The sequence below is a fragment of the Streptomyces sp. NBC_01716 genome (assembly GCF_036248275.1).
In the GTDB taxonomy this organism is placed as follows: Bacteria; Actinomycetota; Actinomycetes; order Streptomycetales; family Streptomycetaceae; genus Streptomyces.
In genome coordinates this window covers 2507108-2529563 of record NZ_CP109181.1, presented here as the reverse complement: position 1 = coordinate 2529563, position 22456 = coordinate 2507108, and the positions used below count along the sequence as shown (strand labels likewise).

Annotated in this window: 19 protein-coding genes and 2 pseudogenes; 18 read left to right on the top strand and 3 right to left on the bottom strand. The window is 70.4% G+C overall.

Going from position 1 to position 22456, the window contains the following annotated elements:
* The 10 genes from OIE74_RS10765 to OIE74_RS10720 all read left to right on the top strand — a co-directional run bounded on the left by OIE74_RS10765 (position 1) and on the right by OIE74_RS10720 (position 11244).
* A complete protein-coding gene (locus OIE74_RS10765; RefSeq protein WP_329381201.1) occupies positions 1–1014 on the top strand; it encodes an ABC transporter permease in 1014 nt (337 codons plus the stop codon).
* 65 nt (positions 1015–1079) lie between these two features.
* On the top strand, positions 1080–2144 hold the full coding sequence (locus tag OIE74_RS10760; protein ID WP_329392241.1) for an ABC transporter ATP-binding protein: 1065 nt from the start codon (positions 1080–1082) through the stop codon (positions 2142–2144).
* Positions 2145–2179: 35 nt separating this feature from the next.
* The gene (locus OIE74_RS10755; RefSeq protein WP_329381198.1) at positions 2180–3379 is read left to right on the top strand and encodes an ABC transporter ATP-binding protein; all 1200 of its coding nucleotides are present in this window, start codon (positions 2180–2182) and stop codon (positions 3377–3379) included.
* A gap of 312 nt (positions 3380–3691) precedes the next feature.
* Positions 3692–5362 carry an ABC transporter substrate-binding protein gene (locus OIE74_RS10750; RefSeq protein WP_329381195.1) on the top strand — a complete coding sequence of 557 codons (1671 nt, stop codon included), beginning with the start codon at positions 3692–3694 and terminating at the stop codon, positions 5360–5362.
* A 125-nt stretch (positions 5363–5487) separates the two neighbouring features.
* Positions 5488–6492, top strand: coding sequence for an ABC transporter permease (locus OIE74_RS10745; RefSeq protein ID WP_329381193.1), 1005 nt, complete (start codon positions 5488–5490; stop codon positions 6490–6492).
* Between the two features lie 37 nt (positions 6493–6529).
* Positions 6530–7483, top strand: a complete 954-nt coding sequence (locus tag OIE74_RS10740; RefSeq protein WP_329392240.1) for an ABC transporter permease — start codon at positions 6530–6532, stop codon at positions 7481–7483.
* Positions 7484–7489: 6 nt separating this feature from the next.
* Positions 7490–8527 carry an ABC transporter ATP-binding protein gene (locus OIE74_RS10735; protein WP_329381191.1) on the top strand — a complete coding sequence of 346 codons (1038 nt, stop codon included), beginning with the start codon at positions 7490–7492 and terminating at the stop codon, positions 8525–8527.
* The gene (locus tag OIE74_RS10730) at positions 8524–9591 is read left to right on the top strand and encodes an ABC transporter ATP-binding protein (protein WP_329381188.1); all 1068 of its coding nucleotides are present in this window, start codon (positions 8524–8526) and stop codon (positions 9589–9591) included. The genes OIE74_RS10735 and OIE74_RS10730 overlap by 4 nt, the downstream gene beginning before the upstream one ends.
* Before the next feature lie 64 nt (positions 9592–9655).
* Positions 9656–10330, top strand: a complete 675-nt coding sequence (locus OIE74_RS10725; protein ID WP_329381185.1) for a trimeric intracellular cation channel family protein — start codon at positions 9656–9658, stop codon at positions 10328–10330.
* Positions 10331–10368: 38 nt separating this feature from the next.
* Positions 10369–11244: a thioesterase family protein gene (locus tag OIE74_RS10720; protein WP_329381182.1), complete on the top strand. Its 876-nt coding sequence runs from the start codon at positions 10369–10371 to the stop codon at positions 11242–11244.
* Positions 11245–11261: 17 nt separating this feature from the next.
* Here the strand turns inward: OIE74_RS10720 and OIE74_RS10715 are convergent.
* Positions 11262–12094, bottom strand: a pseudogene (locus OIE74_RS10715) (alpha/beta fold hydrolase).
* Positions 12095–12453: 359 nt separating this feature from the next.
* On the opposite strand from OIE74_RS10715, the gene OIE74_RS10710 reads away from it, so the two are divergent.
* Positions 12454–13617 (top strand): cysteine desulfurase family protein, encoded by a 1164-nt coding sequence (locus tag OIE74_RS10710; RefSeq protein WP_329381179.1) that lies wholly within the window; start codon positions 12454–12456, stop codon positions 13615–13617.
* A 129-nt stretch (positions 13618–13746) separates the two neighbouring features.
* Here the strand turns inward: OIE74_RS10710 and OIE74_RS10705 are convergent, their stop codons facing one another.
* The gene (locus OIE74_RS10705; RefSeq protein ID WP_443076077.1) at positions 13747–14526 is read right to left on the bottom strand and encodes an N-acetylmuramoyl-L-alanine amidase; all 780 of its coding nucleotides are present in this window, start codon (positions 14524–14526) and stop codon (positions 13747–13749) included.
* 60 nt (positions 14527–14586) lie between these two features.
* Here OIE74_RS10705 and mnmA point away from each other — a divergent pair, with 60 nt between their 5' ends.
* The 4 genes from mnmA to OIE74_RS10685 all read left to right on the top strand — a co-directional run bounded on the left by mnmA (position 14587) and on the right by OIE74_RS10685 (position 19558).
* A complete protein-coding gene (gene mnmA / locus OIE74_RS10700) occupies positions 14587–15717 on the top strand; it encodes a tRNA 2-thiouridine(34) synthase MnmA (RefSeq protein ID WP_329381176.1) in 1131 nt (376 codons plus the stop codon).
* Between the two features lie 223 nt (positions 15718–15940).
* Positions 15941–18514: a beta-galactosidase gene (locus OIE74_RS10695; RefSeq protein WP_329381173.1), complete on the top strand. Its 2574-nt coding sequence runs from the start codon at positions 15941–15943 to the stop codon at positions 18512–18514.
* Positions 18515–18621: 107 nt separating this feature from the next.
* Positions 18622–19011 (top strand): acetamidase/formamidase family protein, encoded by a 390-nt coding sequence (locus OIE74_RS10690; RefSeq protein ID WP_329381171.1) that lies wholly within the window; start codon positions 18622–18624, stop codon positions 19009–19011.
* Positions 19001–19558, top strand: a complete 558-nt coding sequence (locus OIE74_RS10685) for an acetamidase/formamidase family protein (RefSeq protein WP_329381169.1) — start codon at positions 19001–19003, stop codon at positions 19556–19558. Before OIE74_RS10690 ends, OIE74_RS10685 begins: the two co-directional genes overlap by 11 nt.
* 60 nt (positions 19559–19618) lie before the next feature.
* Here the strand turns inward: OIE74_RS10685 and OIE74_RS10680 are convergent, their stop codons facing one another.
* Positions 19619–19948 (bottom strand): DUF427 domain-containing protein, encoded by a 330-nt coding sequence (locus tag OIE74_RS10680; RefSeq protein WP_329381167.1) that lies wholly within the window; start codon positions 19946–19948, stop codon positions 19619–19621.
* Positions 19949–20073: 125 nt separating this feature from the next.
* Between OIE74_RS10680 and OIE74_RS10675 the strand changes: the two are divergent.
* From OIE74_RS10675 to OIE74_RS10665, 3 genes and pseudogenes are all read left to right on the top strand, one after another.
* Positions 20074–20610, top strand: a pseudogene (locus OIE74_RS10675) (TIGR00730 family Rossman fold protein); the annotation flags it as partial.
* A gap of 65 nt (positions 20611–20675) precedes the next feature.
* Complete coding sequence (locus OIE74_RS10670) at positions 20676–21365, top strand: SDR family oxidoreductase (RefSeq protein ID WP_329381165.1); 690 nt, start codon at positions 20676–20678, stop codon at positions 21363–21365.
* Between the two features lie 5 nt (positions 21366–21370).
* Positions 21371–22438 carry a methionine synthase gene (locus OIE74_RS10665; RefSeq protein ID WP_329381164.1) on the top strand — a complete coding sequence of 356 codons (1068 nt, stop codon included), beginning with the start codon at positions 21371–21373 and terminating at the stop codon, positions 22436–22438.
* Positions 22439–22456 lie beyond the last annotated feature (18 nt).

Sequence of the window (22456 nt, the reverse complement as noted above, 5' to 3'; positions counted from 1 at the left end):
GTGACTGCGTACATCATCCGACGCGTGATCGCCGCGGTAATGCTGTTGCTGGTGGTCAGCGCAGTCACCTTCGCGATCTTCTTCCTTGTTCCACGGCTCGGTGGGCAGACGATCGACCAGCTGGCAGTCCAGTACGTCGGTAAGGACGCCAACCCCGACTCCATCGCCGCCGTCAAGGCGAACCTGGGGCTCGACCAGCCCCTCTACACCCAGTACTTCGACTTCATCAAGGGCATCTTCGTCGGCGCCGAGTACAACTTCGGCCCGGACCCGTCCATGTGCAACGCGCCCTGCTTCGGCTACTCCTTCAAGACGCACGTCGAGGTGTGGCCCGAGCTGATGGACCGGGTGCCGATCACGTTCTCCCTGGCCATCGGTGCCGCGGTGATCTGGCTGATCTCCGGTGTCGCCATCGGTGTCCTGTCCGCGCTCAAGCGGGGCTCGATCTTCGACCGCTTCGCCATGACGCTGGCCCTGGCCGGTGTCTCGCTGCCGATCTTCTTCACCGGCATGCTCGGCCTGGCCCTCTTCACCGTCCAGTGGCCACTGTGGTCGGACGGCGTCAACTACGTCCCGTTCGCGGACAATCCGGCGGACTGGGCCTGGAACCTGATCATCCCCTGGTGCAGCCTCGCCTTCCTCTACTCCGCCCTGTACGCCAGGCTCACCCGGGCCGGCATGCTGGAAGTGATGGGGGAGGACTACATCCGTACGGCGCGGGCCAAGGGCCTGCGGGAGAGCACGGTCGTCGCCAAGCACGGACTGCGGTCCGCGCTGACGCCCATCGTCACGATCTTCGGTATGGACTTCGGCCTGCTGCTCGGCGGCGCCGTCATCACCGAACAGGTCTTCTCCCTCCAGGGCATGGGCTCGTACGCGATCCAGTCGGTGAAGGACGCCGACCTGCCGATCGTGATGGGCGTGACCCTGTTCGCCGCATTCTTCATCGTCTTCTGCAATCTGCTGGTGGACCTGGTGTACGCCGCCATCGACCCCAGGGTGAGGTACTCGTGAGCGAGGTTTCCAAGGAGCAGTCCGCGGCACGGGTGCCCGGTCCCGCGTCCGCGCCGGGCGAGCCGGTGGTCTCCAAGGCCGCGGGGGCACCCGGGGCCGGCGGCCCGGGGGACCCGTTCCTCTCCGTACGCGACCTCCGTATCCACTTCAGCACCGACGACGGTCTGGTGAAGTCGGTCGACGGCGTCAGCTTCGACGTCCACGCCGGCAAAACCCTCGGCATCGTCGGTGAGTCCGGCTCCGGCAAGTCCGTCACCTCGCTCGGCGTCATGGGCCTGCACCGCTCCGCCAACGCAGCGATATCCGGCGAGGTCTGGCTGGACGGCGAGGAACTGGTCGGGGCCGACCCCGACCATGTCCGGCGGCTGCGCGGCCGGAAGATGGCCATGATCTTCCAGGACCCGCTGTCCGCGATGCACCCGTACTACCGCGTCGGCGCGCAGATCGTGGAGGCGTACCGCGTCCACCACAAGGTCACCAAGAAGGTCGCCCGCGCACGGGCGGTCGAGATGCTCGACCGGGTCGGCATCCCCGAGCCGCACAAGCGTGTCGACAGCTATCCGCATGAGTTCTCCGGCGGTATGCGCCAGCGCGCGATGATCGCGATGGCCCTGGTGAACAACCCCGAACTGCTCATCGCCGACGAGCCGACGACCGCCCTGGACGTGACCGTCCAGGCGCAGATCCTCGACCTCATCAGGGATCTTCAGAAGGAGTTCGGCTCCGCGGTCATCATGATCACCCATGACCTCGGGGTCGTCGCCGAGATGGCGGACGACCTGCTGGTCATGTACGGCGGCCGGTGCGTCGAGCGCGGGCCGGCCGAGAAGGTCTTCTACGAGCCGCAGCACCCCTACACCTGGGGCCTGCTCGGCTCGATGCCCCGGATCGACCGTGAGCAGACCGATCGGCTCATCCCCGTCAAGGGCCAGCCGCCGTCGCTCATCAACGTGCCTCAAGGCTGCGCCTTCAACCCGCGCTGCCCGTACGCCGATGTCCCCAAGGACGGCATCACGCGCACGGAGCGTCCCGAACTGAAGCTGGTCGGCGCCGGGCACCACTCCGCCTGCCATATGACGCAGGAGGAGCGGACCAAGATCTGGACCGAAGAGATTGCGCCGAAGCTGTGAGCGCCGACGCCGTGAGTAACGCAAAGGATCCCGCTGTGGCGGACAGGCCGGAAGAAGACAAGGCAGGGGAGCCCCTGCTGCGGGTGGAGGGGCTGGTCAAGCACTTCCCCGTCAAGAAGGGGCTGCTCCAGCGCCAGGTCGGCGCCGTCAAGGCGGTCGACGGGCTGTCCTTCGACGTCCACGCCGGTGAGACGCTCGGCGTCGTCGGTGAGTCCGGCTGCGGCAAGTCGACCATGGGCCGGCTGATCACGCGGCTCGACGAACCGACAGGCGGGCGGGTCGAGTTCCAGGGCCACGACATCACGCACATGTCGGCGGGCAAGATCCGTCCGCTCCGCCGCGACGTGCAGATGATCTTCCAGGACCCGTACTCCTCGCTGAACCCGCGCCACACGATCGGCACGATCGTCGGCGCGCCGTTCAAGCTCCAGCACGTGGAGCCCGAGGGCGGGGTGAAGAAGGAGGTCCAGCGCCTCCTGGGCCTGGTGGGTCTGAGCCCCGAGCACTACAACCGCTATCCGCACGAGTTCTCCGGCGGCCAGCGCCAGCGCATCGGTATCGCGCGGGCCCTGGCGCTGAGCCCGAAGCTGGTCGTGGCCGACGAGCCGGTCTCCGCGCTGGACGTGTCGATCCAGGCGCAGGTGGTGAACCTGCTGGACGACCTCCAGGACGAGCTGGGCCTCACGTACGTGATCATCGCGCACGACCTCTCGGTCATCCGCCATGTCTCGGACCGGATCGCGGTGATGTACCTCGGCAAGATCGTCGAGCTGTCGGACCGCAAGTCGCTGTACGAGCGGCCGATGCACCCGTACACGAAGGCGCTGCTGTCGGCGGTGCCGGTGCCCGACCCGAAGCGGCGCGGGGCCAGGAGCGAGCGGATTCTGCTCAAGGGCGATGTGCCGTCGCCGATCTCGCCGCCGACCGGCTGCCGGTTCCACACCCGTTGCTGGAAGGCGACGGAGGTGTGCCGGACGGTGGAGCCGCCGCTGATCCGGCTGGAGCCGGGGCACGAGGCGGCCTGCCACCACCCGGAGAACGCGCCGGACCAGATCCCGGACGACACGACGGTGCTCGCGTCGGCGCGCGAGGCGATCGCGCTGGTGGGTGACGCGGTGGCGACCGACCCGGATGCCGGGAAGGCGGCTGACGGTGAGTCGGCCGGGCCTTCCGCCGAGGCGGAGACCTCCGAGGTGGAGACCTCCGAGGCGCCGAAGGGGCTCACCAAGGAGTAGCCCGCCGGGCCCGTACGCCAGGCCTGTCACGCCATACGTCACGCACGCCCCCCGTCCGCATGGTCCCACCATGCGGACGGGGGGCTTCTGCGTCGTACGGGAGGTTCACCCGGTTCGCCCGCCCCAACTACGGCTCGCGTGGCAGGACTTGACTGGTTGGGGCGCGATGCCCCGGAGTCTGTCCATTTGTCGACTGTCCGGATCTCAGGTCTGCAACTCCGCATTGCGGCCTGTTCATTTGGCACTTTCTTGACTGTAATGTTCGGCCGTCAAGACCGAGCTCTCGACTCGTCCGGACCCCTGGGGTGGACCATGCGAATATTCAAGTCCCGAGCCGCTGGGGCGATCGTCACGGCCTTGGCCGTCGCACTGATCGCCACAGGCTGTTCCAGTGAGCGCGACGAGGAAGGTGACTCGGGCGGCGCGAAGGACACCTTGGTCTTCGGCGGCCCCGGTGACCCCGGTTCGCTGGACCCGGCGCTGGCGAGCGACGGCGAGACCTTCCGCGTCACCCGTCAGGCCTTCGAGGCCCTGCTGAAGCACGAGTCGGGCGGCAGCGAGCTGGCCCCCGCCCTGGCCGAGAAGTGGTCGAGCAACGAGGCCGGCACGGTCTGGACGTTCAACCTCCGTAAGGACGTGACCTTCCACGACGGCGAGAAGTTCAACGCCGCCGCCGTGTGCGCCAATTACGACCACTGGTTCAACTGGAAGGGCACGTACCAGTCCAGCGCGGTCTCCTACTACTGGCAGACCGTCATGGGCGGCTTCGCGGCCAACGAGGACCCCGAGACGCCGAAGGCGAACTACAAGTCCTGCACCGCGAAGGACGACAGCACCGCCGTCATCGAGGTCAACGAGCCCTCCGCGAACCTCCCCGGCGGCTTCTCCCTCCAGGCGCTGGCGATCCACTCGCCGAAGGCGCTGGCCGAGTACGCGAAGCAGGACGCGACCGCCAAGGGCGACGCCATCACGTACCCCAAGTACAGCCAGGTGGCGGGGACGGTCGCGGGCACCGGACCGTACAAGATCACCGAGTGGAACAAGGGCAACAAGGAAGTCTCGCTGGAGCGTTACGAGGACTACTGGGGCTCCAAGGCGAAGATCAAGAATCTGGTCTTCCGTACCATCGACACCGAGGACGGCCGTCGCCAGGCCCTCCAGGCCGGTGACATCGACGGCTACGACCTGGTCGCCCCGGCCGATGTGGCGACACTCGAGGGAGACGGCTTCCAGGTCCCCACGCGTGACGTCTTCAACATCTTCTACGTCGGCATGAGCCAGGAGAAGAACAAGGCCCTGCAGAAGCCCGAGGTCCGCCAGGCCATCGCGCACGCCATCGACCGCGAGAACCTGGTCAAGACGCAGCTGCCCGCGGGCGGCGTCGTGGCGACGCAGTTCATGCCCGACACGGTCGCCGGCTACTCGGACGCGGTCCAGAAGTACGCCTTCGACACCGCCAAGGCCAAGCAGCTCCTCGCGGGGGCCGACGAGAGCGCGCTGAAGGTCGAGTTCTGCTACCCGACCGAGGTCACCCGCCCGTACATGCCCGCGCCGCAGGACATGTTCGAGCTGATGAAGGCCGACCTGGAGAAGGCCGGGATCACCGTCACGCCCAAGCCCATGAAGTGGGCGCCGGACTACATCGACGCCACCGAGGCCGGCGGCTGCGAACTGCACATGCTGGGCTGGACCGGTGACTTCAACGACGGTTACAACTTCATCGGCACCTGGTTCGCCGAGTACGACAAGCAGTGGGGCTTCAAGGACAAGGGCGTCTTCGACGCGCTGAAGGCCGCGTCGATCGAGACGGACCCGGCCAAGCGGACGGACCTCTACAAGAAGGCCAACGAGACGATCATGGCGTACCTCCCGGGTGTGCCGATCTCCTCGTCGCCGCCGGCGATCGCGTTCGCGGGCAACGTCAATCCGCCGAAGGTCTCCCCGCTGACGCAGGAGAACTTCGCCGAGACGTCCTTCAAGTAGCACGTCCCGCACGTAGCACGACCTGCCAGGGTCCGCCCGGCCGGCGGCACACGATCCCGCCGCCGGGCGGACCCTGACCCACGTTCATGTCCCGTCCTCACACACCGAAGAAAGGGGCACGCGGGGTGCTGAGACTCGTCGCACGACGACTGCTGCAGCTGATACCCACCCTGCTCGGTCTGTCGGTTCTGCTCTTCCTGTGGCTGAACCGGCTGCCCGGCGGACCCGCGTCGTCGATCCTCGGCGAGCGCGCGACCGAGGCCGAAGTGGCCCGCATCAACCGGGCGTTGGGGCTCGACGAGCCGGTGTGGGTCCAGTACGGACGGTTCATCAAGCGGATCTTCCAGCTCGACCTCGGCACCTCCACCCAGACCGGCAGGCCGGTGTGGGAGGAATTCACCCTGCGCTTCCCCGCGACCGTCGAACTCGGCGTCGCCGCCATGGCCATCGCGATCGTGGTGGGCATTCCGCTCGGCTACTTCGCCGCCCGGCGCCGCGGCAGCTGGCTCGATGTGACGGCGGTGTCCGGCTCACTGCTCGGCATCTGCGTGCCGGTCTTCTTCCTGGCGCTGCTCCTCAAAGGGCTCTTCGCCGTCAACCTCGGGATCTTCCCGAGCTACGGCCGGCTCTCGACGGGTATCGACGCGACGAAGGTCACCGGATTCGCTGTCCTGGACGGCCTGTTGACCGGTGAGTTCGACGCCTCGTGGGACGCGATCATGCATCTGGTGCTGCCGGCGCTCGCGCTCGCCTCCATCCCGCTCGCCGTCATCGTGCGGATGACCAGGGCCAGCGTGCTGGAGGTGCTGGGCGAGGACTACGTACGTACGGCGGAGTCCAAGGGCCTGGACAAGCGCGTCGTACGCGCCCGGCACGTCCTGCGCAACGCGCTGCTGCCGGTGATCACCGCGGTCGGTCTGCTGACCGGCAGCCTGCTGTCCGGCGCCGTCCTCACCGAGTCGGTCTTCACCTTCGGCGGGATCGGATCGTTCATCCGTACGTCGATCGACGCGCGTGACTATCCCGTGCTCGTCGGCTTCATCCTCTTCATCGCGCTCGTGTACGTCCTCATCAATCTGCTGGTCGACGTGGCGTACAGCCTCATCGACCCGAGAGTGCGGGTGCACTGACGTGAACGCCAACCCCGGCCCCGGCAGCACGCCCGGCGTGACGAAGAAGGCCGACAAGATCGACAGGCTCGCGCAGCTCACCGAGCGGACCGAGACCACCTCCGGCGCCGGACTCTGGCGTGAGGCGTTCCGGCGGCTGCGCGCGAACAAGGCGGCGATCATCGGCGGCGTCGTGATCGGCCTGTTCGTGGTGATCGCGATCGTGGGCCCGTGGCTCGCCCCGTACAGCCCCACCGCGCAGGACTGGCGCGGCGAAGTCTTCCCCAACCAGGGGCGCTTCGTCGGACCGCGCGGCGAGAACTGGTTCGGTCTCGACCATCTCGGGCGCGACGAGTTCTCCCGGATGCTCGTGGGCGCCCGGCAGACCCTGCTCGTGGGCGTCGTGTCGATGCTCATCGGGCTGGTGGCCGGCGCGGTCATCGGCGCCGTGTCGGGCGCGGCGGCGACGCTCGGCGGCGAGCCGGGCAAGCGCGTGGACACCGTCATCATGCGCGTCACCGACATCATGCTGGCGCTGCCCTCGCTGCTGCTGGCCGCGTCCGTCGCCGCCGTGCTCGGCCAGTCGCTGACCACCGTGATGATCGCGGTGGGCGTGGTGCAAGTGCCGGTGTTCGCACGGCTGTTGCGCGGTTCGATGCTCGCGCAGGGCAGCTCGGACCATGTCCTGGCGGCCAAGGCGGTGGGCATCCGCAAGCGCCGTATCGTCCTCACCCAGATCCTGCCCAACTCGCTCAGCCCGGTGATCGTCCAGGCGACGCTCAGCCTCGCCACCGCGATCATCGAGGCCGCCGCCCTGTCCTATCTGGGCCTCGGCAATCCGGACCCGGCGATCCCGGAGTGGGGCGTGATGCTGTCGCAGGCGCAGCGCTTCTTCGACAACGCGCCGATGATGTCGGTCTATCCGGCGGTCGGGATCATCGTCACCGCTCTTGGCTTCACGCTGCTCGGTGAGGCGATGCGGGAAGCCCTCGACCCCAAGCTGCGAGGCTGAAGTCCTATGTCGCTACTGTCGGTTGACGCACTGTCGGTGACCTTCGCGGAGCAGGGAAGGGGACGGGGGAGGAGTGCCGGCCGAGGGCTCGGCACGAAGGCCGTCGACGGTGTCTCCTTCGATGTCGCCGAGGGCCAAGTAGTAGGACTGGTGGGCGAGTCGGGCTGCGGCAAGTCCGTGACCGCGCTCGCCCTGATGGGGCTGCTCCCGGGGAAGGGGGTGAGCGTCGGCGGGCGGGCGGAGTTCGACGGCGCGGACCTGCTCTCCATGGGCGAGAGGAAGATCCGCGATCTGCGCGGCAGCCAGCTAGCGATGATCTTCCAGGACCCGCTGTCCTCGCTCAACCCGGTCGTCCCCATCGGCGTTCAGGTCACCGAGATCCTGAGCCGCCACCGCGGGCTGAAGGGCGAACCGGCCCGTAAGGAAGCCGCCTCGCTGCTCGACCGGGTGGGGATCCCCGACCCGGACCGGCGGCTGAAGGAGTACCCGCACCAGCTCTCCGGCGGCATGCGGCAGCGCGCGCTCATCGCCATGGCGGTCGCGTGCGCACCGCGCCTGCTGATCGCGGACGAGCCGACGACGGCGCTCGACGTCACCATCCAGGCCCAGATCCTCGAACTCCTCAAGGAGTTGGTCGACCAGCAGGGCACGGCGCTTCTGATGATCACTCATGACCTGGGCGTCGTCGCCGGGTTGTGCGACCAGGTCAATGTGCTCTACGCGGGACGGGCGGTGGAAACGGCCGGCCGCCGTGAACTGTTCGCGCACCCCACCCATCCGTACGCGCACGGTCTGCTCGGCTCCATCCCACGTCTCGACGCACCGCGCGGCGACCCGCTCAGGCCGATCCGCGGGTCGATCAACGACAAGATCGCGTGGGCCGACGGCTGCGCGTTCGCGCCCCGCTGCGACTTCTACACGATGGAGTGCCTGACGGGCACCCCGGAACTCACCGAACCGCGCGCACCGGGCCACCAGGTGCGCTGCGTCAACCCGGTCCTGCCGGCGGAGGCTGCCACCGGCACGGCGGAGGTCTCCTCATGAGTCTGCTCGAACTGGACGGCGTGAAGGTCCACTTCCCCGTCAAGAAGGGCATCTTCTTCGACCGCACCGTCGGCCATGTCTACGCCGTCGACGGTGTCTCGCTGAAGGTCGAGGCGGGTCAGACGTACGGCCTGGTCGGCGAGTCGGGCTGCGGCAAGACCACCCTCGGCCGGGCGGTCCTGCGCCTCGTCGACATCACCGAGGGCGAAGTCGTCTTCGACGGCACGGATCTGGCGAAGCTGCCGGACGAGGAGATGCGGCGGATCCGGCACCGCCTTCAGATGGTCTTCCAGGACCCGCTGGGCAGCCTCAACCCCCGGCAGAACATCGAGTCGATCCTCTCCGAGGGGATGGCGGCGCACGGCATCGGCGCGGACCAGGAGGAGCGCCGCGAGCGGATCAAGAAGATCCTCGCGGAGGTCGGCCTGTCGGCGAACGCGCTCGCGCGTTATCCGCACGAGTTCTCCGGCGGCCAGCGCCAGCGCATCGGTATCGCGCGGGCGCTCGTCCTCGAACCGGACGTGATCATCTGCGACGAGCCGGTCTCCGCGCTCGACGTCTCCATCCAGGCGCAGGTGATCAACCTCCTTGAGGAGCTTCAGGAGTCCAAGGGCCTGACCTATCTCGTCATCGCCCACGACCTGGCCGTGGTCCGCCACATCTCGGATGTCATCGGCGTCATGTATCTGGGCTCGCTGGTGGAGGAGGCACCGAGCGACGCGCTGTACGCGGAGCCGAGGCACCCGTACACGAGGGCGCTGATGTCGGCGGTGCCGGTGCCCGACCCGGACCTGGAGGACCGCCGCGAACGCATCCTGCTCCACGGCGATCTGCCGTCCCCGGCGGCCCCGCCGGCGGGGTGCCGATTCCATACGCGCTGCCCGTGGAAGCAGGAGACGCGGTGCGCGACGGAGCGGCCGGAGCTGACGGTGGTGGGGGACGGCCACCGGGTGGCGTGCCACTTCGCGGCGGAGATCGAGGCGGGGACGGTGGAGCGGACGAGGGCGACGGGGATCGCGGCGGTGACGGAGGCGGAGCCGGGGGCGCTGACGGAGCCGGTGTGAGACGGGGAACGTGAGGGGTGCCGGCGCTTGACCTGGCGCTTTGTTCACGGTGTAGAACGGTCTGGTGTTCGAAGAACTGTTCACCCCCTCCGTCCAGCACTCGCTCGACCTCGCGGGCATCTTCGTCTTCGCGATATCCGGCGCGCTGCTGGCCGTCCGCAAGAACTTCGACGTCTTCGGGATAGCGGTGCTCGCCGAGGTCACCGGGCTGGGCGGCGGGCTGCTCCGGGACCTGGTCATCGGAGCCGTACCGCCCGCCGCCTTCACCGACCTCGGCTACTTCACCATGCCGCTGGTCGCGACGGTCCTGGTCTTCTTCCTGCATCCGCATGTCGAGCGCATCCAGGGCGCGGTGAACGTCTTCGACGCGGCGGGGCTCGGGCTGTTCTGCGTCACGGGCACGGTGAAGGCGCACGAGTACGGGCTCGGCCTCGTCCCGTCCGCCGCACTCGGTCTGGCCACGGCCGCGGGCGGTGGTGTGCTGCGCGACGTGCTCGCCAACGAGGTCCCGTCGCTGCTGCGCTGGGACCGCGACCTGTACGCGGTGCCCGCGATCGTCGGCGCGACGATGGTGGTGATCTGTATCCGTCTCGACGCGCTGACCGGGCTGACGAGCGGGCTCGCGGTCGTCACCGCGTTCGTGCTGCGGCTGCTGTCGATGCGCTTCCACTGGCGGGCGCCGCGCGCGTACAGGCGCCGCTCGACGGCGGCCGAGGGGCCGGCGGAACCGAACATCTAAGCTACCGCTCAGTATTGCGTTGTTGTACCGTTCTGCCCATGGCACAGGCAGCGCACACAGCGCGGGCATCCACCGCGGACAGCGAGTTCGACCGGGACACCTCCGTCACCCTCCGTGAACCGGGCGTCTACGACGCCGACCTCTCCGAAGGCTGGGCGATCCTCTCCGCCGTCAACGGCGGCTATCTGCTGGCGATCGTGGCCCGCGCCCTGCGTGACGCGCTGTCGCACCCCGATCCGTTCACGGTCACCGCCCACTATCTGACCCCGTCCAAGCCCGGCCCCGCCGTCGTCCGTACGGAGACGGTGCGCACCGGCCGGAGCCTCGCCACGGGCCAGGCGTCGCTCTTCCAGTACGAGGCGGACGGCACCGAGGTCGAACGCGTCCGGGTCATGGCGGCGTACGGCTCGCTGGACTCGCTCGGCGACGACGTCCGCACGTCGGTGAAGCCGCCCGCACTGCCGCCGTCCGAGCACTGCCTCGGTACGGAGGACGGGCCCGCCGCCTTTCCCGACGACTCGGGCTTCGCGCGGCGCGTCCTGATCAGGCTGGACCCGGCCACCGCGGGCTGGGCGATCGGCGCCCCGTCCGGCAAGGGCGAGATGCGCGGCTGGTTCTCGCTGGCCGACGGCCGTGAGCCGGACCCGCTCTCGCTGCTGCTGACGGTGGACGCCTTCCCGCCGACCGCCTTCGATCTCGGGCTCATGGGCTGGACCCCGACCGTCGAACTGACCACGCACATCCGCTGCCGCCCCGCGCCGGGGCCGCTGCGGGTTTTCGTCACCACGCGGAATCTGGCGGGCGGCTATCTGGAGGAGGACGCGGACGTCTGGGACAGCGCGGACCGCCTGGTCGCCCAGGCCCGCCAACTGGCCAGGGCCCCTCGCGAGGCGAGGGTGCCTGGGGCGCGGTAGCGGGGCCGTCGTCGGGGTCATGGAGCCGGACTGAGGAAGTCGGCCAGCGCCAGGGTGAGTTCGGCGGGCGCGTCCTCCTGTACGAGATGGCCCGCGCCCGCGACGAGACGCAGCTCGGCCCCGGGGACAAGCCCGGCGAGCTGCCGCCCCTTCTCGTGCGGGATCCAGGTGTCCTCCTCGCCCCAGCAGATCAGCACCGGCAGGTCCAACTCGCCGTACCGGCCCTCGATCTCGTCGGTGAAACGCCGGTCGTTCTGCGCGATCTGCCGGTAGAACGCGGGCTGCCCCGACTCGGTGCACCAGGGCTCCACCAGCGCGTCCAGGACGTCGGGGCGCAGCCCGGGGTGGCTGGCCGAACCGACGTACTCCCGCACGAGCGCCCGATGCAGTCCGGGTGGCAACTGGCCGAAGACGTGGCCGTGTTCACCGAGGAGCCGATATGTGGGCGACCCCCAGGGCGCGAGTGCGACAGGGTCGACGAGCGCCAGCCTTTCGTACCGCGCCCCGTGCAGCAGCGTCGCGCGCAGGGCGACGCATCCCCCGAAGTCGTGCGCGACGACGGCGGGCCGCTCCAGCCCCCAGTGCCCGAGCAGTTCGCCGAAGACCCGCGCCTGCGCGCCGAGCGACACGTCCTGCCCCCGCCGCATCTCCGACGCCCCGAACCCGGGCATGTCCCACACGTACACGCGATGCCGCCGCGCGAGAGCCCGCGCGGGGTCCCGCCACACGTACGACGAGAACGGTGTCCCGTGCAGCAGCACGACGGGCGGCCCGTCGGCGGGCCCGAGGACTCCCCACCGGACGGCACCGGACAGCTGCTGAAGGTGCGGTCAAGAGACCATCCATCCATGCTCAGCACGCTACTCGCCGGGTCTGACAGCGGCCGGGGCCCGGGAGCCGGTCACAGCCCCCGCGCGCGCCGTCGATCCCCTCGCGGAGCAGATCCGCGCGGCCGGTTGGGCGGGCAGGAAGCCGACGAGGCCGCTTGTCGCCGGTGGTGCGGGGTGTCGAACCGGCGATCCGGTTCGGCGGTGACAAATATCTCGGCTTCCGCCGCGACCCGTCGTGCCATCCCTCATTCACGGTGATACCTCCCGGGGCCCGGGGCCGTGGGACCCCTCCGGGACCACCCCGTACCGCTCCAAACCCCCGTTCCACCCCCGCCCACCGCGACCGGCAGCCACCGCGGCTCGTAGAATCGGCACCACCATGGCTTATCTCGACCACGCCGCTACCACCCCGATGCTTCCCGAGGCGATCGAGGTGATGACCGCCCGGTTCGCCGACGTCGGCAACGCGTCCTCGTTGCATGCCGCCGGGCGGCGGGCCCGGCGTACCGTCGAGGAGGCGCGCGAAGACCTCGCCGACTCCCTCGGCGCCCGGCCCAGCGAGGTCGTCTTCACCTCCGGCGGCACGGAGGCCGACAACCTCGCGGTGAAGGGCCTCTACTGGTCCCGCCGGGACGCCGACCCGGCCAGGACGCGTGTGCTCGCCAGCCCCGTGGAGCACCACGCGGTCCTCGACGCCGTCGACTGGCTCGGCGAGCACGAGGGCGCGAACGTCGAGTATCTGGCCGTCGACGGATACGGCAGGGTCTCGCCCGAGACCCTGCGCGCGGCCATCGAACGCAACCCCGACGACGTGGCCCTCGCCACCGTCATGTGGGCGAACAACGAGATCGGCACGATCCTCCCGGTACGCGAACTCGCCGAGGTCGCGGCCGAGTTCGGCGTGCCGCTGCACTCGGACGCCGTCCAGGCGTTCGGCCAGACCGAGGTCGACTTCGGCTCCTCGGGGCTCGCCGCGATGACCGTCACCGGCCACAAGGTCGGCGGCCCCTACGGCGTCGGCGCGCTGCTCCTCGGCCGTGAGTACACCCCCGTCCCCGTCCTGCACGGCGGCGGCCAGGAACGCCATGTGCGCTCGGGCACCCTCGACGTCCCCGCCATCGCCGCGTTCGCCGTCGCGGGGCGGCTCGCCGCCGAACGGCGCGGTGAGTTCGCGCGTGACATCGGCGCCCTGCGCGACGAGTTGATCGCCTCCGTACGGAAGGCCGTACCGGACGCGATCCTCGGCGGCGACCCGGTCGACCGCCTCCCCGCCAACGCCCATTTCAGCTTCCCGGGGTGTGAGGGCGACTCGCTGCTCCTGCTGCTGGACGCGCAGGGGATCGAGTGCTCGACGGGATCGGCCTGTACGGCGGGGGTCGCCCAGCCCAGCCACGTACTGCTGGCCACCGGCACCGCCCCCGAACTGGCGCGCGGCACGCTGCGGTTCTCCCTCGGCCACACTTCTACGGAGGCGGACGTCAAGGCGGTGGCGTCAGCGATCGGCCCGGCGGTGGAGCGGGCGAGGACGGCGGGTCTGAGCTAGGGCCGGTTCGCCTCCGGCGGGGGTTCGTGGTGCGGGTGGGTGTCCGGGTGCCGCTCCGGGGTCATGCCGTCCGGACATACCCCTCCGGAGGCCCCGAACCCCGCCCCCGGCAACGAAACCGCAACCCAGCTACCGCTGCTGCTCCCGCGAAGCGCGCTCCGCCCGCGCCGCCCGCACCAGCTTCATGTACCGGTCCCAGTCCCAGTGCGGCCCCGGGTCCGTGTGGTCCGTGCCAGGGACCTCCACGTGGCCGATGATGTGCTTCCGGTCGACCGGTATCCCGTACCGCTCACAGATTCCCGCCGTCAGCCGCGCCGACGACGCGTACATCGCGTCCGTGAAGTCCTCCGGCCGGTCCACGAAGCCCTCGTGCTCGATGCCGACGCCGCGTTCGTTGTACGAGCGGTTCCCCGCCTGGTACGCCACGTCCAGCTCGCGGATCATCTGCGCCACATGCCCGTCCTTGCGCACCACGTAGTGCGTGGCCGCCTGGTGCGCCGGGTCCTTGAAGACCTTGAGCGCCGTCCGGTAGCTGCCCTGCACGACGTGGATGATCACCCGGTCAACGGCGTAGTCGTCGGGCCGGTCCGCGCGGCGCCAGTTCGCCGACGACGCCGCCACCCACTCGGCGCCCGCGTGATCGAGCTCACCCGGCTTGCGCGGCTTCTCCACGCCCGGTACGCGATACCAGAGCCGTGTCGCCTGGTCCTGGCCCGCCACGACCGCGATCGCCCCGCCGCCCACCAGCACGGCGGCGCCGCCGATCAGCAGTGTGCGCCGGCCGATCGTCGGCCCGCCGCCGTCCTGTCCGCCGCCCGCCGGCCCGTCGCCGACCGGCGTCCCGCCCTCGTCCGAGCCGCCCGCGCCCGGGATGTCACCGCTCACGGCCCCCCGCCTTCTCTTGCCCATGAACCGACAACGGATACTCGCGCGACTCTGGTTCCCCGGCACCCGTACGCTGGTGTGGCTATGACTCAGACACCCCAGCGCCCTCTCCGTGTGCTCGCCGCCATGTCCGGCGGCGTGGACTCCGCCGTCGCCGCCGCCCGTGCCGCCGAAGCCGGCCACGACGTCACCGGTGTCCATCTCGCGCTCTCCGCGAACCCGCAGTCGTTCCGTACGGGCGCGCGGGGCTGTTGCACCATCGAGGACTCCCGCGACGCACGCAGGGCCGCCGACGTCATCGGCATCCCCTTCTACGTATGGGACCTCGCCGAGCGCTTCCGTGAGGATGTCGTCGAGGACTTCATCGCCGAGTACGAGGCCGGGCGCACCCCGAACCCGTGTCTGCGCTGCAACGAGAAGATCAAGTTCGCGGCGCTGCTCGACAAGGCGATCGCGCTCGGCTTCGACGCCGTCTGCACCGGCCACTACGCGACGGTCGTCACCGGCCCCGACGGGACCCGTGAGCTGCACCGCGCGAGCGACATGGCCAAGGACCAGTCGTACGTCCTCGGCGTGCTCGACGAGCGCCAGCTCGCGCACGCCATGTTCCCGCTCGGGGACACCCTCACCACGAAGGACGAGATCCGCGCGGAGGCCGAGCGCCGCGACCTGGCCGTCGCCAAGAAGCCCGACAGCCACGACATCTGCTTCATCGCGGACGGCGACACCCAGGGCTTCCTCGCCGCCCGTCTCGGCAAGGCGGAGGGGGACATCGTCGACGAGTCCGGGGCCAAGGTCGGTACGCACGAGGGCGCCCACGGGTTCACGATCGGCCAGCGCAAGGGCCTGCGGATCGGCCACCCGGCGCCGGACGGCAAGCCGCGCTACGTGCTGGACATCTCGCCCGTCGACAACACCGTCACGGTCGGCCCCGTGGCCGCACTCGACGTCACCGCCCTGACGGCCATCAGGCCCCGCTGGTGCGGCGGTACGGCCCCGTCCGGCCCCGGTGCCTACACGGCCCAGCTGCGCGCCCACGGCGACGAGACACCGGTCACCGCCGAACTGGTCGACGGCACCCTGCGCGTCGACTTCGCGGAGCCCGTACGGGGTGTGGCCCCGGGCCAGGCGATCGTGCTGTACGACGGCACGCGTGTGGTCGGCTCGGCCACGATCGCGACGACGGCACGGCGCACGGAAGCCCTGACCGCCTGACGGGCTGACCGCCTGACGGGCTCGCGGGCCGGTCGGCTGACGGGCCGATCCGAATCAGGGGCGGCCGGCCCCGTTACCCAAGCGTGATCGGACGGGCACTTGTGGCTCGCGAGGGGCCTGCTCCAAGGTGCGTGTAAGCGCATACAGGCAGCGCATACATCGGCTGCCGCCCGCTCCGCCGAGCCGCCCCCCGTTCTTCTCTCCCCCCAGGAAGTGCGACGCCATGACGCCTGCCGCCCCCGCCCCACGCCGCCGCACCGTCCTCGGCGGAGCCGCCCTCGGTACGCTCGCCACCGCCGGCCTGTCCGCCCGCGACGCCCAGGCCGCCGAGGCCGCCCAGGCAACGCCGGCCACCCCGGCCGCACCCGGCGGCACCACCCCGGCCAGCTCCGTCTCGTACCGGAACAAGCAGATCCTCATCGGCGGGAAACCCGCCCTCGTCCTCGCCGGAGAGATCCACTACTTCCGCCTGAAGAAGGCGGACTGGCAGTCCAGGCTCGACCGCGCCAAGGCCGCCGGCCTCAACACCATCGCCTCGTACATCCCCTGGATGTGGCACGAGTTGCCCGACGGCACCATCGACGTCACCGGCCGTACCCGCCCCGAGCGCGACCTCGGCGCCTTCATCGACCTCTGCCACCGCAACGGCTTCCACTTCATCGCCCGCCCCGGCCCCTTCACCATGGCCGAGTTGAAGGGCGAGGGCGTCCCCGAGCGGGTGCGCGACGACCACCCCGAGATCGTCTCCACCGGCTGGAACGACGCCCCCGCCACCACACCCACCGTCGACTACCTCGCGCCTGCCTTCCTCAAGGAGACGCGCCTCTGGTACGCGGCGGTCATGCCCGTCCTCGCGAAGCGGCTGTACGGCAGCGGCGGCCCCGTCATCTCCGTACAGCTCGACAACGAGATCGGCATGCTGGCCTGGGTCAGCAACTCGCCCGACCTCACCGATCACTTGACGTCCGACTTCGACGGCTGGCTGCGCACGGAGTACGGGGACTCACTCGCCGCCCGCTACCCCTTCGCGGGCGAGGACCTCGCCGCGCGGCGCAAGGCGATCCGCAATCCGAAGGACGCCTACGGCGCGGCCCTGATGCACGATCTGGGCCGCTTCATGCGGGGCCGCTTCGCGCGGTACGTCGCCGAACTGCGCACCGCCGCCGAGGAGTACGGGGTCACCGGCGTCCCGTTCGTGATCAACATCCACGGCACCTCCGACAGCCGCGCCGAACCGTTCCCCATCGGGATCAGCCAACTCATGGAGACCTACGGGGGAATCGCGGGGACGATCTCCGGCGCGGACTTCTACCTCGGCGATCTGACCCTGCGCAATGTCACCGACCTGTATCTCATCAACGCCTTCATGGACGCCGTCAACGACAAGGACCAGCCGGTCACGGCGCTGGAATTCGACGCCGGGCACGCCGACTACGGGCAGAACATGGACCAGCAGACCAGCCCGTCGGGCGTGGATCTCAAGACCCGGCTCTGTGTCGCGCAGGGCGCGAAAATGCTCAACTACTACCTGTTCGCGGGCGGGTTCAACCCGAAGCTCGACAAGCCGACCGGCGACGGGAACGACCGGATCGGCATCACGGGCGAGCGGCACGGCTTCGCCGCACCGGTCGATCCGGAGGGCCGGCCGGGGGTCAGCTACGCGTCGACGCGGGAGACCGTACGTGCGATGGGCGGGCTCGCCGACGTCCTCGCGCCGATGCGTACGACGTACGACGACGTGGCGCTCGGTTTCGTACCGGACCACTATCTGACCGAGTACCACCCGCCGGAGCTGGCATCCGTACAGCGCGTGCTGGACGAAGCGGTGAACACGCGCGGCGCGGGCCCGCGCGGCTCCCTGGCCCGCGCGATGCTGCTCGGCGGCTTCCGCTACCGGAGCGTGAACCTCCAGGCGGGCGATCCGGACCCGAAGGACGTACCGGTGATCGCGCTGGCCACCGGCGAGCATCTGGGGGCCGGACTCCAGCGGCGCCTCGTCCGCTTCACGGAGGCGGGCGGCAAGCTGCTCCTGTCGGGGAGGCTGCCGGTCAAGGACATGGCAGACAAGCGCTGCACCGTGCTCGCGGACGCGCTGGGCCTGAAAGCCGGCTCCACGCTCACCGACGCGAACCGTTTCTGGCTGTCCGTCACCGCCCACGACTGGGCGGCGCCGCTCCCCGAAGTACGGCTGTCACGCGCCCAGTTGTGCGAGCCCACGCGGGGCAGGACGGTGCTGCGCGAGCTGTCCACCGGCAAGGGCTGCGGCTTCGACATCCCGCTCGGGCGGGGGCGAGCCGTCGTGATCACCACGGACTACCAGTGCGACCTCACCTTCTGGGGACGTGCCTTCCGCGCCCTGGACGCCACCCCGGGCATCCGGCACAGCGCGACCGGCCCGGGAGTCTTCCTGCTGACGACGGCGGACGGCGAGCGCGGACGGCTGCTGCACGCCTTCAACGTCTCGTCGGGATACGACCAGGACTTCACGGTCACGGAGAACGGCAAGCCCCTCTTCGGCGGCGAGAAGCTGCGTCTGCCCGGTCGTACGGCGGCGATGCTGCCGCTCGGACTGGACGTGGGAGGCCTGCGCGTCGCGTACGCGACGGCGGAACTCACCGGCGCCGCCGACGGCCGCGCGACGTTCCGCGCGCTCGGCGCCGCGGGCGCTTCGGGCGGCGGGGAGTCGGTGGTCGCGGTGGAGGGTCCGGCACGGTGCGAGGGCGCGCGCGTCTCGACCGAGGGCGGCCGGACCGTACTGCGCGTACGCCGGGCCGAGTTCACCGTGCGCCGCGGCTGAGCGCTGCGCCTGAGCACCGAACGACGGCCCGGGGACAGGCCCCGGGCCATGCCCTTGCCTCTGTGGGAGGCTGGCGCGGACCCGCCGCCGACCGAAGGGACCCCACCGTGGCCGAGCACTTCCTGGACTCCGTGCCCGGCACGGTGAGCGACGTCTTCTCGCGCGAACTGCCCCCGGTGCTCACCGTCGACCCGGGAGACACCCTCACCGTCCACACCCTCGACTGCTCGGGTCATCTGGAGCGGCGCCGTACGGCGGACGAGACCGTCCCGCGCATGTTCGACGAGCGCCGCGGCCACTGCCTGGTGGGGCCGATCGCCGTACGCGGCGCCGAGCCGGGCATGGCCCTCTCCGTACGGCTGGAGTCCCTGCGCCCCGACGCGTGGGGCTTCACCGCGGCGGCGACGTCCGACACCCCGCTCAACCGCCGGCTGGGCATCGCCGACGAGGACTCCGAGTGGCTCGTGTGGGATCCGAGTGGCTCGTGTGGGACCTGACAAGGGCACCGGGGTCGACCAGTACGGTCACACGATCTCCCTGGCGCCCTTCCTCGGCGTCATCGGCACACCTCCGGACGAACCCGGCGAGCACTCCACGACGCCGCCCCGCACCCTCGGCGGCGGCAACATCGACTGCCGCGAACTGGTCGCCGGATCCACCCTGTTCCTCCCCGTCACCGTGCCGGACGCGCTGCTCGGCATCGGCGACGGGCACGCCGCGCAGGGCGACGGCGAGGTGTCAGGCACGGCGGTCGAGTGCGGCATGACGACCCGGCTCACCGTCGGTCTCCTGCCGTCCCCGCCGCTCCCTTCGCCCCACGCGGTGACCCGGGCCGGCCGGATCACCTTCGGCTTCGACGCGGACCTCAACGAGGCGTCGGCGCGGGCTCTCGACGCGATGCTGACGTGGATGACGTCGCTGTACGGGGTGAAGCGGGCCACGGCGCTGGCTCTGGCGAGTACGACGGTCGATCTGCGGGTGACGCAGGTGGCCAACCAGGCGTGGGGAGTGCACGCGCTGCTGCCGGACGACGCGATCCGCTGAACCCCACGCGCCCGTGCCCGCACCGGGCATGGCCGGCGAGCATGGCGCGGAGCCCGCCGCTCAGCCCGTGACGACCTCGGTCTCGTAGAAGCAGAAGTGGTTCTTGATCTCGGCGACCTCGTCCTTCGGTTCGGGATACGCCCACACCAGATCGGGCGCGTCCGGCAGCGACCAGTAGGAGGCGTCGCCCTTGAACGGGCAGTGGGTGGTGGTGTCCGAGGGCGTCAGCAACTCCGTGCGTACGTCCTCCGGCGGCAGGTAGTAACGGACGGGCAGTCCGGTCTCGTGCAGCAGCAACGGCCTGCGGCTGTCCGCGACGACCTGGCCGTCGCGCACGACCCGTACATGCGTGGTGCCCTGCTCGACGGTGATGGTGTGGCCCTTGGCCATGACGATCCGCTCCTTCGGTGAATCCGGTCCCGCTTCGGTCCCGCTTCTCGTGCTGGTCCCTCCTACCGTCAGCAACGGCCGGCCACGCCCTCTTCCCAAGGAGGTCACCCGGTTACCGTGGCTCCATGGATATCTGTGTCTTCCTCTCCGCCGCCGACCTGGACGAGCGCTACACCCGCCCCGCCCGGGAGTTCGCCGAACTCCTCGGCAAGGGCGGTCACACGCTGGTCTGGGGCGGTTCCGACGTCGGGCTGATGAAGGTCGTCGCCGACGGGGTGGAGAAGGCCGGCGGGCGGCTCGTCGGGGTCTCCGTGGGCTTCCTCGGCGCCTCCGTGCGGGCGCGGGCCGACGAGATGGTGATCGCCGAGAACCTCGCGGAGCGCAAGGCGCTGCTCCTCGCGAAGTCCGACGCCGTCGTGATCATGGTGGGCGGTACGGGGACGCTGGACGAGGCGACCGAGATTCTCGAACTGAAGAAGCACGGACTGCACGACAAGCCCGTGGTGCTGCTCAACACGGCGGGCTTCTACGACGGGCTCAAGGCGCAGTTCCAGCGCATGGACAGCGAGGGCTTCCTCCCCGTGCCCCTGACCGACCTGGTCTTCTTCGCGGAGGAGGCGGTGGGCGCCCTCGCCTATCTGGAGGAGTCCGCCGGTCTGCGCCGACCAGGTGCGGGGCCCCGGCAGGACCGTAGGGCCGTGCCACGGGGTGATGCGAACATGACCCCATGGCTACCCATCTGATCACCGGCGCCGGCTCCGGCATCGGCGCCGCTGTCGCGCGCCGGCTGCACGAGCGCGGCGACGACCTGCTGCTCTTCTCACGCGACGCCGGCCGTGGCAAGGAACTCGCCGCGGCCTTCCCCGGCGCCCGTACGCTCGTCGGCGACCTCGCGACCCCCGACCGGCTCTCCTGGGCGCTGTCGCACCAGACGCTGCCCGACCGGCTGGACTCGCTCCTGCACTTCGCGGGCGTCGTCGAACTCGGCCCGGTCGCCGAGCTGACCCCCAAGACCTGGACCGGTCAGCTGAACGTGAATCTTCTCGCGCCGGCGGAGCTGACCCGTCTCTTCCTGCCCCAACTGCGCGCCGCCAAAGGGCAGGTGATCTTCGTCAACTCGGGCGCCGGCCTGAACGCCCATGCCATGTGGGGCGCGTACGCCGCCTCCAAGCACGGCCTCAAGGCGCTCGCCGACGCCCTCCGTCAGGAGGAGCGGCCCAACGGCGTGCGCGTCACCTCGGTCTATCCGGGCCGTACGGCCACGCCCATGCAGGCCAAGGTGCACCGCCAGGAGGGCAAGGAGTACGACGCCCCGCGCTGGATCGACCCGGAATCGGTCGCGACGACGATCCTCACCGCCCTGGACCTGCCGCGCGACGCGGAGATCAACGACCTGACGGTGCGGCCGGGACGATGAGGACGGTGAACCAGACCGACAACGGGGCCAACGGGACCGGGCCGGGGGGACGGACCGGCGAGGCCGCGAACGACGTCCCGGCGCAGGCCGTATGGGGTGCCGCCACCGGCGTCGGGTCCATGCCGGGCACCGACGCCCGTGAGACGGCCAAGGCCGTCACCGGCACCTTCGAGGACTTCCCGCACCTCGCCGAACTGCCCGCGCGCGGCCCCGGTGCCGACATGATCGGCCGGACCGCCGGGCTGCTGGTCGAGGTCTTCGCCCGCGTGGAGCCCAGCGGCTGGCGGATCGGCGACCGCCCCGGCCGCGACACCCGGCGGTCCTGGTCCTGGCTGGGCGAGGATCTCGACGCGCTCGAAGAGTTCACCCAGGGCTACGAGGGCCCGCTCAAGATCCAGGTCGTCGGCCCGTGGACGCTCGCCGCGGCTCTGGAACTGCGCAACGGCGAGTCGGCGCTCAGCGACCCCGGAGCCTGCCGCGATCTGGCCGGATCCCTGGTCGAGGGGCTGACGGCGCACCTCGCGGACGTACGGCGCAGGGTGCCGGGCGCCAGGCCGGTGCTCCAGCTCGACGAGCCGTCCCTCACCGCCGTACTGCGCGGGCAGATCAGGACGGCCAGCGGCTACCGCACCCACCGGGCGGTGGACCGGCAGGTCGTGGAGGACGCGCTGCGCCAGGTGATGCGGGCGCACGAAGGTCCCGCCCTCGTGCACTCCTGCGCCCCCGACGTGCCGTTCGCGCTGCTGCGCCGGGCGGAGGCCGCAGCCGTCTCGTTCGACTTCTCGCTACTCACCGAGCGTGACGACGATGCGATCGGCGAGGCGGTGGAGGGCGGCGTGAGACTCCTCGCCGGGGTGGTGCCGGGCACCGACGCCCCATTGTCAGACCCGGGAGGTAGCGTCATGGGTATCAGAACGCTGTGGCGCAGGCTGGGGCTGGATCCGGGGATTCTGGCGGAGTCCGTGGTGATCACTCCGGCGTGCGGGCTCGCGGGTGCTTCGCCCGCGTATGCCCGTGCGGCCATGGAGCACTGTGTCAGGGCGGCGCGGTCCCTCGCGGACAACCCTGAGTGACATTCGGAGAGATGGGTC

What these genes read in the sequence shown, in the direction of transcription:
- OIE74_RS10705 (WP_443076077.1), bottom strand. Translation starts at nt 14,526, where the DNA reads ATGGGCAAGAGAAGGCGGGGGGCCGTGAGCGGTGACATCCCGGGCGCG.
- OIE74_RS10735 (WP_329381191.1), top strand. Translation starts at nt 7,490, where the DNA reads ATGTCGCTACTGTCGGTTGACGCACTGTCGGTGACCTTCGCGGAGCAG.
- OIE74_RS10750 (WP_329381195.1), top strand. Translation starts at nt 3,692, where the DNA reads ATGCGAATATTCAAGTCCCGAGCCGCTGGGGCGATCGTCACGGCCTTG.
- OIE74_RS10710 (WP_329381179.1), top strand. Translation starts at nt 12,454, where the DNA reads ATGGCTTATCTCGACCACGCCGCTACCACCCCGATGCTTCCCGAGGCG.
- OIE74_RS10670 (WP_329381165.1), top strand. Translation starts at nt 20,676, where the DNA reads ATGGCTACCCATCTGATCACCGGCGCCGGCTCCGGCATCGGCGCCGCT.
- OIE74_RS10730 (WP_329381188.1), top strand. Translation starts at nt 8,524, where the DNA reads ATGAGTCTGCTCGAACTGGACGGCGTGAAGGTCCACTTCCCCGTCAAG.
- OIE74_RS10720 (WP_329381182.1), top strand. Translation starts at nt 10,369, where the DNA reads ATGGCACAGGCAGCGCACACAGCGCGGGCATCCACCGCGGACAGCGAG.
- OIE74_RS10680 (WP_329381167.1), bottom strand. Translation starts at nt 19,948, where the DNA reads ATGGCCAAGGGCCACACCATCACCGTCGAGCAGGGCACCACGCATGTA.
- OIE74_RS10695 (WP_329381173.1), top strand. Translation starts at nt 15,941, where the DNA reads ATGACGCCTGCCGCCCCCGCCCCACGCCGCCGCACCGTCCTCGGCGGA.
- mnmA (WP_329381176.1), top strand. Translation starts at nt 14,587, where the DNA reads ATGACTCAGACACCCCAGCGCCCTCTCCGTGTGCTCGCCGCCATGTCC.